The following is a 12,470-nucleotide window of genomic DNA, read 5'->3' as shown; positions in this document are numbered from 1 at the left end:
AACTAAGCTAGGGGTACTAAATTAGTGTCTATTTATCATAGCTATATCAAGAATTATCACTTATTTACACAAGATGATCAGAAGTGTCTATACTCAAAGTAAGCTTTAAAATAGCGATATCACATATATCATACCTTATAGATTTATAAATCTATAAGGATACTCGTTTGGGTAAACTCAACACTTAATAAAACTGTCTGTAAAATTTTTATTTCATGGTTAGACGTTAATGAATGAAATGAGTAAATATTATCAACTGTTTGATATTGCATAGCTAATATCAAACCAATAGGTTGTAGATGAATATTTCCACTGGCAATAAAATCGGTTTTTTATGCTTTATCGTCATATTAAGCATGTGGGGTTATGTTTTCTTTCATATTATTGGTATTTTTGATCTGCAAGCAATTAAAGATGAAAAGCACCATATATATTCGTTAACCATTGCTAATGAGCTACGCCAAAGTTCAGATGACCTAACACGTATGGCACGCACCTATGTGGTTACCGGGGATGAGATTTATAAAGAGTATTATTTTGACATCATTGCAATACGTAACGGAGATTCTCCTCGACCAAAAAAATACCCTCCCACTTACTGGTATACGTCACTTACACCAGAACGGTTTACTTCAGATAAATTAGGCATACAAGTCCCATTAAAGACTCTTATGGGAAATATGGGCTTTACAGAAAGTGAGTTATTACTACTGCAACAGTCCCAAAACCGCTCAGATAATTTAATGAGCATCGAAAAACAGGCTTTTGCGTTAATGAAAGGACTCTACAATGATGGTAAAGGTACGTTTACCCTTAAAGGAGAGCCTGATAGGGCTTTTGCTATTAAGCTATTATTTTCACATCAATACCAGCAAGAAAAAATTGCCATTATGCAACCTATTCAAAAATTTATCGATGCTGTGGAGACTAGGTTAATTGTCGAGGCTGATGAGTTTAACATTAAGCAAAAAAAATATTTATGGTACGTCATTTTATTATTGGTTATTTCAACACTTATGGCGTTAATTATCACTTTTTATGTCAGAAATAAGATTGTTCTGCCTATATTTTCACTGGTTCACGATGCACAAAATATAGCTGAAGGAAATTACCAAGCACGTAGCAAGGTCATCGTAAAAAATGAAATTGGCTCACTGAGCAAAAATTTAAATAAAATGGCTAACCATATAGAACAAGACATTAATAAATTAAAAAAAATGGCGACAACGGATGAGTTAGTTGGCATTGCTAACAGACGTGCCTTTATGAAATCTTTGCAGCTTGAATTAGAGCGATCCCATCGTTATCAATTTCCACTGTGTTTATTAATGTTAGATGTAGATTATTTTAAAGTATTTAATGATACCTATGGTCATTCGGTTGGCGATGAAGTCTTAAAAATTATTTGCAACGTAAGCCAATTGGCACTGAGAGAGAATGATCTGATGGGGCGAATTGGCGGCGAAGAGTTTGCGTTCATTCTTCCCGCTACCAACATCGACTTCGCTTTAATTGTTGCTGAGCGCATCCGCGCGGCTGTTGATAATGCTTTTCTTATTATTGATAATAAAAAGGTAAAGATCACCGTAAGCATGGGAGCCACCCAATTAACTAAGCCAGATGATGTTGGTTTATTTCTCAAAAGAGCAGATGTAGCCATGTATAAATCAAAGGACAACGGTCGTAACCAAACCAGCTTTATTTAACCGCTATTGACTAATATTGATAAAAGAACAAACATAACTTTGTTCTCAAGGGTGATATATCTATAAAATTAGTGTTGTTGAGCGATAAACTCTAACGAATGTTGATTAAAGAGTTCTGGGTTCTCAACATTGCAGACATGACCACATTTATGAATGGTGTGTAATAAACTGTTTTTATGTTGCTTAACCATTTCCATAACCGGTCCCAAAAACATATGGTCTTCCTTGCCCATAATATAAAGGATAGGTATATCAATTTCTTTCTCTTTGAAATAACGCATCAAGGGGTTCACGTCCATTGCTAACTTAAACCAACGAATAAATTCTTTCTGGCACAAACGTTTAGCTTCACGAACAAATAAGTGTCGAGATTCCTTATGGCGCTTTTTCGGCATCATAATAAAAGCAAATAAACGATACAACCACATATATGGTAGAAAATGCTTAAAGGTATTTCCCAAATAAACCAATATATTACTACGAGCATTAAAACGAGTGATAGCACCACCTAGAACCATACTTGATACATATTGAGGCGCAATTTCAGCTATGTTACGAATGATAATAGTTCCTAAAGAAATACCAACAAAATGTGCACATGTAATATTGTTGTGATCTAAAACATCGATGATATCTTCAGAGACTTTATTAAAGGAGTAATTACTATCAACAAAGGTTTGTACCAGATGGCTGGACTTTCCGTGGCCACGAAGATCAAGTAAGAGCACATTATAAGTTTTTTGATAATCTCTGATCTGACGAAACCAAATTGCCGAACTACCGCCAGCACCATGGACAAAAACAACCCATACTTTACTGGTTTTATGTGGATAAATAGTATGGAAAAGAATTGATTTGCTCATTACTGCAAACACCCTATTACGATGAGTTATACAAACTTAAGAGTAGCTAGTATAGCTAAATTTAAAAAAAATCTCCTAATAAGTTAGCTAATATCCCCCCTTACTAGGCTAATACTTTAATGATGTACTGTCTTAATTGACTATTTTGCGAAAAGATATAATAAAGTTTAGAATAGTTTGTCTTCTTAATAAAAAGCCAATATCAATGGCGCTGCTCTTTTAGGTCCGAGCATTACAACGTCTCTTCAAGGTAATAAAGATGAAAAAGAAAACAGTAAACAGTCTCTTAAAAAAACATGACAAACTTGTTCATAGTGAAAATGTTACTGTCGTCTCTCATGTTCAACGCGAACAAGATGAGTGGTTTATTAATACGGTAATGATAAAAGGCTGTGATGTTCCATTCAAATATAAGCGGAAAAAAGCTTATAAATCGCTTAGCAAACAACAAGTGAATATGACCTATTACACAAGCACTGAAATGATTGCTGGCTTTGAGATAGAAGTCATGAATATTGTTAGAATAAAAGTCGCCTGATTTTCCATTAAAACTGACATTTTTAATAGCCCACACTTTTCTTTGAAAGAACAAAATAATATATCACTATATAAACATTTGTTATTTTCGGTATAAAAAGAAGTTATTTGCATTTAATTTAGCTTAATTGCTATTCATCTCTTGACGAAAGCTTCGCCATCTTACATAAATAAGCTATCAATAATAAAAACATTGATCGACACAGACATTTATTAATAAAAAATAAAAAGCAATAAATGTAATTTTGGGGACAGCGAGAGGATTTTATTATGATATTAAATCATATATGGGGATTGTATACTGACCCTAAGAAAGAGTGGCACACAATTGAAAGGCGCCACGAAAGCTTAATGTACAGCATGGTTCATATTTTAACCATAGCGTTAATACCTGCCATTTGTAGTTATTTTGCCGCCGCTCATATTGGTTGGACAATAGGCGTAGGTGATCCAATAAAATTAACTCAGGCAAGCGCAATGACCATGTCTGTCGGCATGTATTTTGGTTTAATCTTTGGTGTTATTGGTTTAGCTTTTTTAATTCAATGGATGGCAAAAACTTTTGATGCTAAGCCAGATTTTACCCAGTCTTTAGAATTAGCCGCTTACACAGCAACACCGTTATTAATGGTTGGCGTAACTGCATTATTTCCTGTTTTATGGTTTGTTGCTTTAGCGGGACTAGCCGCACTTTGTTATTCTGTCTATTTACTTTACTCTGGCGTACCCATCATGATGAATATTCCAGAAGAAAAAGGCTTTATTTATTCAAGCTCTGTAGTTACTTGCGGATTAGTTCTTTTAGTCTCTTTAATGGCATTTAGCGCTATTATGTTAGGTATGGGCTTTGGCTCTGAACATATATCTTAACGCTTTTATTATAAATTTAAGTCGATAAGTCATTTATTATAAATATGTATCTTTAGCATTTGATGATAAAAAAGCCCGCTTAGTGATAAACTAAGCGGGCTTTTATTTTACTTTATTTTTCTATACTGTCGTTTAGACAAGCCTGACGCTATTCAGCACCTTCATTGTGCATATCGATAATTGAATCAGCATTTTTATCTGAGTCTTCTTTATTTTCATTATTTCTCATCGCATCTAAACGCTCTAAATAGCCCTGAGTAATGTCTTTAGTTATATATTGACCATCGAACACAGATGTCTCGAATTGTTTGATTTCAGGGTTTACACTGCCCACAGCACTAACTAAATCTTCCAAGGTTTGAAAAATAAGTTTATCTGCACCAATTAATTGGCAAATATCGTCTAATTCACGGCCATGAGCAATGAGCTCATTGGCACTTGGCATATCAATACCATAAACATTAGGAAAACGAATTTCTGGAGCGGCTGAGGCAAAATAAACATTTTTTGCCCCCGCAGAGCGAGCCATTTCAATGATTTGTCCAGAAGTAGTACCCCTTACAATAGAGTCATCGACTAACAATACATTTTTACCAGCAAACTCTGTTGTTATCGCATTAAGTTTACGGCGAACTGATTTCTTACGCTGCTCTTGACCCGGCATAATAAAGGTACGGCCAATATAGCGGTTTTTCACAAAACCTTGACGGTATGGGATGCCAAGGTGTCGAGCAATTTCTAAAGCAGTATCACATGATGTTTCTGGAATAGGGATAACAACGTCGATCTCTACGTCTTCCCATTCTTTTGCTATTTTATCACCCAATTTTTTGCCCATTTCAACACGAGAGCCGTAAACAGAAATTTTATCAATCGCTGAATCAGGACGCGCAAAATAAACATATTCAAAAATACACGGGTTGTATGTTGGGTTCTTTGCACATTGCTGGCTATGAATTTGTCCATCTTCAGTGAAATAAATAGCTTCGCCAGGTGCAACATCACGGACAAATTCAAAGTCGTTTGCATCAAGCGCTACCGACTCAGAAGCAATCATATATTCGATACCCGTAGCCGTTTCACGCTTACCAAATACTAGAGGACGGATGCCATTAGGATCACGAAACGCCACCATGCCATGGCCAATAATCAAAGCAACCGTTGCATAGGCACCACGAATACGCTCATGTACATTAGATATTGCAGTAAAAATATCATCAGGTGTTAATTTCAAATTTTCAGTCAATTGTAATTCATGACCGAGAATGTTGAGTAACAATTCAGAATCAGATGTGGTATTTACATGACGACGTGCGACATTAAATAACCACTCTTTTAATTCAATCGCGTTGGTTAAATTACCATTGTGTGCAAGAGAAATACCAAAAGGAGCATTGGCATAAAATGGCTGAGCTTCTGAAGAACTTGAAGTACCTGCGGTTGGGTATCTAATATGACCAATACCCATGTTACCTTGTAATCGCAACATATGACGCGTATGAAACACGTCTTTTACTAAACCATTTCCTTTACGTAGTCTAAAGGTATTGTTGTGAATAGTCACAATACCAGCAGCGTCTTGACCACGATGTTGAAGTACAGTTAATCCGTCATATAATGCTTGACCTACCGATGTTTTACCAACAATGCCAACAATACCACACATGCGTTTATTCTCCACAGAACTAAGTTTAAGGGCGTTTTAATAACATAAACGCTAAGTAAATAAAAATTATACTAATGAACATCAGCCCCATTTTCATGGCACTAAAATAACGTTATTTCAAAAAGCTTGATGAATTCTTTAGGTATTCGAAAAACCATTCAACAATGAGTGTAAACTCGGGGATGAGTTGAGAACTTGCCCACCATGCGGTTGATGACGCTGGCGTAAATGCATCCATAAAGAATAATAATGCGCTGGTAACTAACACGCCACGTAATGCACCAAAAACTAGCCCTAGCAGGCGATCGGTTCCAGACAAGCCTGTTTTACTGACCAATTGACCAATAAGATAATTTACCATAGCGCCAAGAATTAACGTGGTAATAAAAAGAATAGCAATTGCCGCGGCATTACGTAGGACTTGATCGGAAATGTTTGTCAATAAACTAGCAAGATTTACATAGAAGTGGCTGGCAATAAAGAAGGCACTGATCCAGATAACTAGCGAAACTGCTTCTTTGACAAAGCCGCGAACCAAGCTAATTAATGTTGAAATGCCTACAATTGCCAAAATGGCATAGTCTATCCAAACCATAAATTAATCGTTACCAATGAATATTTACCAGCATAATAAGGCGCGCATTCTAACAGAAACGCCCCTTATTTTACCAATGTTTTATTTAAAATAGCCATTGCCATTGAAAGTGCTTAACTACTTTTTACACCGTATTATTGAGCAGTGGTTATAACTTATTATTTTGTTGGGTAAAAACGAGCAATTTTACCTTCAACACCGGTTAATTTTTTCAATGCTGGGATTTTTTTTATCAATGAGTTTTTGATCAGTTCAGGGCCAATGAAAACTTTAATTAATGGGCCGTTTTTTGTTTTTATCGGTTTTGTGAAAGCGGTATAGCCATTATCTTTAAGCTTGAGTAATAATTGTGCAACATTTTTTTTATGACGAAAACTGCCCAGCTGTACTACCCATGCTTGTTGCAACACTGATTTTTCTGGCAAAATATTATCTACTACTTGCTCAGTTAACGCTTTATCGTCTTCTTTCGTCGCCACAGCGTTATTTAAACCCGGGTCACTCTCTGTTTCAGCCGTATCTTTTATTGCTTGTTCAGTCGAAGAGACATCGTCATCTAATGCCGCTTCATCACTCAGTATTTCGTCAGTATTTATAACAATTTTATCTTCAGGAAAGCTTGGTGTGCTCTTAACAAACTCGACCTTAGGCGGAGGTGGAATTTGTTCAAACTCATCTTGATAGGTCTTTTTATTACCGTCTAGTAAGTCTGGCAAAATAATAATAGCAACCGCAGCCACAATAATGGTGCCAACTAAGCGGTTTTGAAAAGGTGTAGACAAATGGAACTCCCAGGCTGCAGTTAATAAAAACTACAGCAATAAACGTCGGACTTCAGCTACGGTGTAAAATGATCCAAACACTAAGATCAAATCTGTTGCTGTTGAATTTTTGTTAGCCATTCTAAATGCCTCAGTGATATTGTCAAAACAATTAGCTGAATCTTCATTTAATAACAATTTTTCGGCTAATTCCTTTGCAGTAGCTCCACGAGGCATAGATAAACTGCCTAAATACCATTGATCAACCAGTGCAGATAATGGTCCAAAGGTGTTAGCAATATCTTTGTCTTTTAACATACCGGTAACCGCATAAAGCTTGTCATACTTTTGCGACTTTAAATACTCAACTAAATAACGTGCTGCTTGAGGATTATGACCAACATCAAGTAGCACCGGACTGTTTAACGATTTTTTACTGACAAGCTCAGTTCGACCGGCAACTTTTGTTTGGTTTATTAAGGCATTTACACTTTCAGTATTAAAAACAACAGAACAATCATTAAGTAAAGCCAATACCGTTAGTGCCGTTGCTACATTATCTTGAGGTATAAAAGGCTTATTTAAACCATTGATTTGGTACTCGCCAAATGTCCAACACCACAAGGAGTAACAAGTGGGTACTTTGTGCTGTTCAATAGAGAAATCATCGCCTCGCAGACTGACCACGGCTTTAAGTTTTTTAGCATGGGCAAGTACCGATATAGGACAATCGGTATCACCAATAACAACTTTTTGATTCGCACGCATGATACCCGCTTTTTCAAAGCCAATACTTTCGCGATTATCACCTAGGTACGCTTGATGGTCTAAGTCTATCGTGGTTATGACGGCAATATCAGCGTCAATTAAGTTTGTGGCATCTAAACGCCCACCTAAACCTACTTCCAAAATAATAAAAGCAGGTTTTCTTTCCATTAAAACTAAAAATGCGGCTAATGTTGTGTATTCATAATAGGTTAGTGAAATATCACCACGCTGTTGCTCTATTTGCTCAAAGGCGTTGATTAATGATTGACTGTCAACGTCAATATTATTAATACGTAAGCGTTCATTGAACTTTTCAATATGTGGTGAAGAATAAACCGCCACTGTTTTATCATCACCGAGCAAAGCATTTTCAATAAAAGCACAGGTCGTGCCTTTACCATTAGTTCCTGCAACCGTGATCACTTGGGCAAAACTGAGATCAATATTTAATCGCTTAGCCACATGCGAAATGCGTGTCAGCCCCAAGTCGATCTCAGTTAAATGTATTGTTTCTAAATAAGAAAGCCATTGAGCTAGCGACTTACTAGCAAAATGGCTTTTGTTGTTTGTTGGCATAGTGTTGTTGTGAAGCTTTAGTTAAGAAGCGTTAAGGCTTGGATGTCCCATGAATTTAGCTAACATACGAGAAAGCGTGCTACGCATTTCACGTCGGTCAACAATAATATCAATAGCACCCTTTTCTTTTAAAAATTCACTACGCTGAAAACCTTCAGGTAACTTTTCTCGAACAGTTTGTTCAATAACACGTGGACCCGCAAAGCCAATTAACGCTTTAGGCTCTGCAACGTTAATATCGCCGAGCATAGCTAAACTTGCAGATACGCCACCCATCGTAGGGTCAGTTAATACCGAAACGTAAGGTAAACCTTTTTCGCTCATTTTTGCTAATGCTGCACTCGTTTTTGCCATTTGCATTAATGAAAATAATGCTTCTTGCATACGTGCTCCGCCACTTGCAGAAAAACAAACAAGTGGTAGGTTATGCTCAAGGCAGTATTCAACACCTTTAACAAAACGAGCGCCAACAACTGAAGCCATTGAACCACCTAGAAAAGCAAACTCAAACGCAGCAGCAACGATAGGCATACCATTAAGTTCACCTTTCATCACAACCAGTGCATCTTTTTCACCGGTACTTTTTTGTGCAGCGCTTAAGCGGTCTTTATAACGTTTTGAATCTTTGAACTTTAAAATATCCTGTGCTTCAAACTCTTCACCTAATTCAGCGCGATTATTTGCATCTAAAAAGCAATCAATACGTTTGCGTGCTGAGATACGCATATGGTGATCACATTTTGGACAAACAGATAATAATCTATCGAGTTCTGCTTTATAAAGTACTGCATTACAAGAAGTACACTTGCTCCAAACGCCTTCAGGGATATTACGTTTTTGGGTGGTTTTTGCTTTTGGGAGAATTTTTTCTATCCAGCTCATAATTTATTTTTGCCTTCTTTTACCTAATATGTCCATGGGAACATAGGAAAACTTGCCAATATTGGTTTCAAACCTATCAGCAAATTGTTAATTTTTTGAATTAATCTAACTATAACCGACAATTAAAGCACATTTAGCACTACTATGAATACAAAAAACTGGTCTGTTTTGTTGGAATTAGCAGTTTGTAATTACTCATTCTGTCACTATTTATCTTAAAGTAAAAACAGTGGCCCCAGCGGAGGTTTTGGAATATTGAACTCTTGTGGGTAGTCAACACCAACAAAATACAAACCTGCAGCAGATGCCATCATGCCAGCTACACAACGATTTTTAGCTTCAAGAACTTCCCCCAACCACGCTACTGTTTCTAATTGTTGGCCTATACGCATTAAACTACCCGCAATATTTCTCACCATATGATGTAAAAAAGCATTGCCTTTAACATCAATAATAACAAAATCACCTTGGCGTGAAACATTGCAATGAATCAATGTTCTAACCGGAGAATGCGACTGACAATGAACGGTGCGAAAGGAAGTAAAGTCATGTTTACCCAATAAAGACTGTGCCGCTTGATGCATTAACTTTTCATCAAGTGGATAATGACAGCAGGTTATTCCTTGGCTTAAAATTGCAGATCTTAAACGATTGTTATTAATAACATAGCGATAACGACGTGCTGTGGCGCTAAATCGAGCATGAAAACTGTCGTCAACTTGCTTCACCCAAGACACAGCAATATCACTAGGTAGATTGGTATTTACGCCCAGTGTCCAAGCAACATCTTTACGCACTTTGTCCGTTTCAAAGTGAATAACTTGGTTGGTCGCACTAACACCCGTATCAGTTCTGCCCGCACAAATAACTTCAATTTTTTCATCAGCAATTTTTGATAAAGCTTTTTCTACATTTTGCTGAACACTGACCGCATTTTTTTGTCGTTGCCAACCGTGATAACGGCTTCCATCGTATTCAATACCTAAAGCGTAACGCATCAATAACTCCCGATTATAATGCGCGCATTATCCAATATTTTAGGGTTTATGCCAATCAGGTTCTTTGATTATATAAAAAAACCCCAATAATGGCTTTTATAAAAGCTAAAGTAATTGTGATTGATTAACTCATATAATTGGGCAGTTGCTGAGCATCGCCCTTTGCTACTACATCTTGTAATATTACTTCGGCGTTTTCTATTATTGCGCCTATTTCTATTATATAAAAAATTCTTTTATATAAAAAAAGCCACAACAGTGGCTTTTATAGAATGAAGATAACGTCTATCGATTAGCTAATATTATCAAGTAGTTGCTGAGCATCAAATTGTTGCTGGGCATCGCCCTTTGCTACTACATCTTGTAATATTACTTCGGCGTTTTCTATTATTGCGCCTATTTCTATTATATAAAAAAAGCCACAATAGTGGCTTTTATAGAATGAAATAACGTCTCTTGATTAGCTAATATTATCAAGTAGTTGCTGAGCATCAAATTGTTGCTGGGCATCGCCCTTTGCTACTACGTCTTGTAATATTACTTCGGCGTTTTCGTTATCTCCTATTTCAATATAAACTTTCGCTAAATCTAATTTAGCTGCAATACCGTTATCATCTTCTTCTTCTGCGGCGTTATCACCAGAAAACTCAGGGAACTCATTAAGCCCGACATTAAAGTCAGTTTTATTGTAGGGCTCTTCGTCTTCTGTGTCGCTTAAACTATCTGATAATAAAGAGTCAACAGAGACAAAATCATCTTCATCATCATTGTCAAAATCAACATTTAAATTATTATCACTATCGAGGTCATCACCAATATCTAACACATCATCTAAGTCAACATCGAAATCATCTTCGCTGTCGCCTTCAATGTTAATCTCATCATCGGTATCAGTAGCGTCTAAGTCAATGTCATCAGCATTGAAGTCAGTTGAAAAGTCGAGATCATCTGAAAGTGTTGTCTGATTTTCTTCTGCTATGTTTGCCAATAAGTCATCAAAGTCAACATTATCGAGTGCTTCAATCTCATCAATCTCACTATTGTCATCATCGTCAGAGGTGTTTTCATCGGCTAATAAATCAGCTAATACATCACTATCGGTATAATCAGTTGCTTCTTCTGCCGCTAGTTCATTAACTTGTCCATCAATAAGTATATCGTCACCAATATCTAAATCATCAGCGTTTGAGTTGTCACCCTCAGCCACCTCAGCTAAAAGTGCATCTATGTCTAAATCATCTGACAAGTCATTATTTTTATTGCTATTTTTTTCGTTTATACTTTCGTCATGACTTGCATGAGTATCATCAACTAATTCTTCGGTGTCATCTTTAAGTAGCTCACTAAAATCTACCGATAAAAATGGCGCTACGTATTCATTGGTAAAATTATCGATAAGCGCTTTATTTTCATCTTCTGTGGTCTCAGTGTCATCTGCAGTTTCATCACCCTGAATATCACCTAATAAACTATCAATATCATCAGGGTCAGTTAACGCTATATTTTCATCTAAGTTATCAGCAGCCATTTCATCAAGAGGATCAATGATATCATCGGCAGTGATAGGTTTTGTCATCTGCTCTGGGGCTGACATTGAATCTAGCAAGGCGTCGATGTCATCAGGATCTGATATTTCAAAATTTTCAGCTTGTTCATTTAATTCAGCAACGGCACTTTCTTTAACCATTGAATCCATAAGTGCGTCGATGTCGTCTGGGTCAGTTAACTCTGCAGTGCTATTATCAGTTGCATCCTCTACTGGCTCTGGTTCTAGCTCAGGCTCTGGTTTTGGCGCTGCGGCGGCCATTGAATCCATCAGTGCATCGATATCATCGGGGTCGGTTAGCTCAGCCGAAGCATCTTCTACTGGCTCAGGCTCAGGTTTTGGCGCTGCGGTGGCCATTGAATCCATCAGTGCATCGATATCATCGGGGTCGGTTAACTCAGCCGAAGCATCTTCTACTGGCTCAGGTTCAGGTTTTGGCGCTGCGGCGGCCATTGAATCCATCAGTGCATCGATATCATCAGGGTCGGTTAACTCAGCCGAAGCATCTTCTACTGGCTCTGGTTCAGATTTTGGCGCTGCGGTGGCCATTGAATCCATCAGTGCATCGATATCATCAGGGTCGGTTAACTCAGCCGAAGCATCTTCTACTGGCTCAGGTTCAGGTTTTGGCGCTGCGGCGGCCATTGAATCCATCAGTGCATCGATATCATCAGGGTCGGTTAACTCAGCCGAAGCATCTTC

11 protein-coding genes are annotated in these 12,470 nt (G+C 37.3%); 3 read left to right on the top strand and 8 right to left on the bottom strand.

Annotation, left to right across the window (positions count from 1 at the left end):
- Positions 1-299: 299 nt before the first annotated feature.
- The gene (locus tag H4J75_RS11270) at positions 300-1,706 is read left to right on the top strand and encodes a diguanylate cyclase (RefSeq protein WP_182222181.1); all 1,407 of its coding nucleotides are present in this window, start codon (positions 300-302) and stop codon (positions 1,704-1,706) included.
- 68 nt (positions 1,707-1,774) lie between these two features.
- On the opposite strand, the gene H4J75_RS11265 is transcribed toward H4J75_RS11270, so the two are convergent.
- Positions 1,775-2,569: an alpha/beta fold hydrolase gene (locus tag H4J75_RS11265; RefSeq protein WP_182213984.1), complete on the bottom strand. Its 795-nt coding sequence runs from the start codon at positions 2,567-2,569 to the stop codon at positions 1,775-1,777.
- Between the two features lie 259 nt (positions 2,570-2,828).
- Here H4J75_RS11265 and H4J75_RS11260 point away from each other — a divergent pair, with 259 nt between their 5' ends.
- A complete protein-coding gene (locus H4J75_RS11260; RefSeq protein ID WP_182222180.1) occupies positions 2,829-3,107 on the top strand; it encodes a hypothetical protein in 279 nt (92 codons plus the stop codon).
- A gap of 269 nt (positions 3,108-3,376) precedes the next feature.
- The gene (locus tag H4J75_RS11255; protein WP_182176549.1) at positions 3,377-3,976 is read left to right on the top strand and encodes a Yip1 family protein; all 600 of its coding nucleotides are present in this window, start codon (positions 3,377-3,379) and stop codon (positions 3,974-3,976) included.
- Between the two features lie 148 nt (positions 3,977-4,124).
- Here the strand turns inward: H4J75_RS11255 and purF are convergent, their stop codons facing one another.
- From purF to H4J75_RS11220, 7 genes are all read right to left on the bottom strand, one after another.
- Positions 4,125-5,642, bottom strand: coding sequence for an amidophosphoribosyltransferase (gene purF / locus H4J75_RS11250; RefSeq protein ID WP_182213987.1), 1,518 nt, complete (start codon positions 5,640-5,642; stop codon positions 4,125-4,127).
- A gap of 112 nt (positions 5,643-5,754) precedes the next feature.
- Positions 5,755-6,237: a CvpA family protein gene (locus H4J75_RS11245; RefSeq protein ID WP_182213989.1), complete on the bottom strand. Its 483-nt coding sequence runs from the start codon at positions 6,235-6,237 to the stop codon at positions 5,755-5,757.
- Between the two features lie 158 nt (positions 6,238-6,395).
- Positions 6,396-7,019 carry an SPOR domain-containing protein gene (locus H4J75_RS11240; RefSeq protein ID WP_182213991.1) on the bottom strand — a complete coding sequence of 208 codons (624 nt, stop codon included), beginning with the start codon at positions 7,017-7,019 and terminating at the stop codon, positions 6,396-6,398.
- Between the two features lie 30 nt (positions 7,020-7,049).
- A complete protein-coding gene (gene folC, locus H4J75_RS11235) occupies positions 7,050-8,342 on the bottom strand; it encodes a bifunctional tetrahydrofolate synthase/dihydrofolate synthase (protein ID WP_182222179.1) in 1,293 nt (430 codons plus the stop codon).
- Positions 8,343-8,363: 21 nt separating this feature from the next.
- A complete protein-coding gene (accD, locus tag H4J75_RS11230; RefSeq protein WP_182213995.1) occupies positions 8,364-9,224 on the bottom strand; it encodes an acetyl-CoA carboxylase, carboxyltransferase subunit beta in 861 nt (286 codons plus the stop codon).
- A 215-nt stretch (positions 9,225-9,439) separates the two neighbouring features.
- Positions 9,440-10,222, bottom strand: a complete 783-nt coding sequence (gene truA, locus H4J75_RS11225) for a tRNA pseudouridine(38-40) synthase TruA (RefSeq protein WP_070374283.1) — start codon at positions 10,220-10,222, stop codon at positions 9,440-9,442.
- Between the two features lie 460 nt (positions 10,223-10,682).
- A partial coding sequence (locus tag H4J75_RS11220) for a FimV/HubP family polar landmark protein (protein ID WP_310733788.1) occupies positions 10,683-12,470 on the bottom strand: 1,788 nt, incomplete at its 5' end.

It is taken from the genome of Colwellia sp. BRX10-1 (assembly GCF_014077545.1).
In the GTDB taxonomy this organism is placed as follows: Bacteria; Pseudomonadota; Gammaproteobacteria; order Enterobacterales; family Alteromonadaceae; genus Colwellia_A.
Note: the sequence above shows the minus strand (reverse complement) of the source record. Positions and strands in the feature narration are given on the sequence as shown.

What these genes read in the sequence shown, in the direction of transcription:
- H4J75_RS11265 (WP_182213984.1), bottom strand. Translation starts at nt 2,569, where the DNA reads ATGAGCAAATCAATTCTTTTCCATACTATTTATCCACATAAAACCAGT.
- H4J75_RS11255 (WP_182176549.1), top strand. Translation starts at nt 3,377, where the DNA reads ATGATATTAAATCATATATGGGGATTGTATACTGACCCTAAGAAAGAG.
- truA (WP_070374283.1), bottom strand. Translation starts at nt 10,222, where the DNA reads ATGCGTTACGCTTTAGGTATTGAATACGATGGAAGCCGTTATCACGGT.
- H4J75_RS11260 (WP_182222180.1), top strand. Translation starts at nt 2,829, where the DNA reads ATGAAAAAGAAAACAGTAAACAGTCTCTTAAAAAAACATGACAAACTT.
- purF (WP_182213987.1), bottom strand. Translation starts at nt 5,642, where the DNA reads ATGTGTGGTATTGTTGGCATTGTTGGTAAAACATCGGTAGGTCAAGCA.
- H4J75_RS11245 (WP_182213989.1), bottom strand. Translation starts at nt 6,237, where the DNA reads ATGGTTTGGATAGACTATGCCATTTTGGCAATTGTAGGCATTTCAACA.
- folC (WP_182222179.1), bottom strand. Translation starts at nt 8,342, where the DNA reads ATGCCAACAAACAACAAAAGCCATTTTGCTAGTAAGTCGCTAGCTCAA.
- H4J75_RS11270 (WP_182222181.1), top strand. Translation starts at nt 300, where the DNA reads ATGAATATTTCCACTGGCAATAAAATCGGTTTTTTATGCTTTATCGTC.
- accD (WP_182213995.1), bottom strand. Translation starts at nt 9,224, where the DNA reads ATGAGCTGGATAGAAAAAATTCTCCCAAAAGCAAAAACCACCCAAAAA.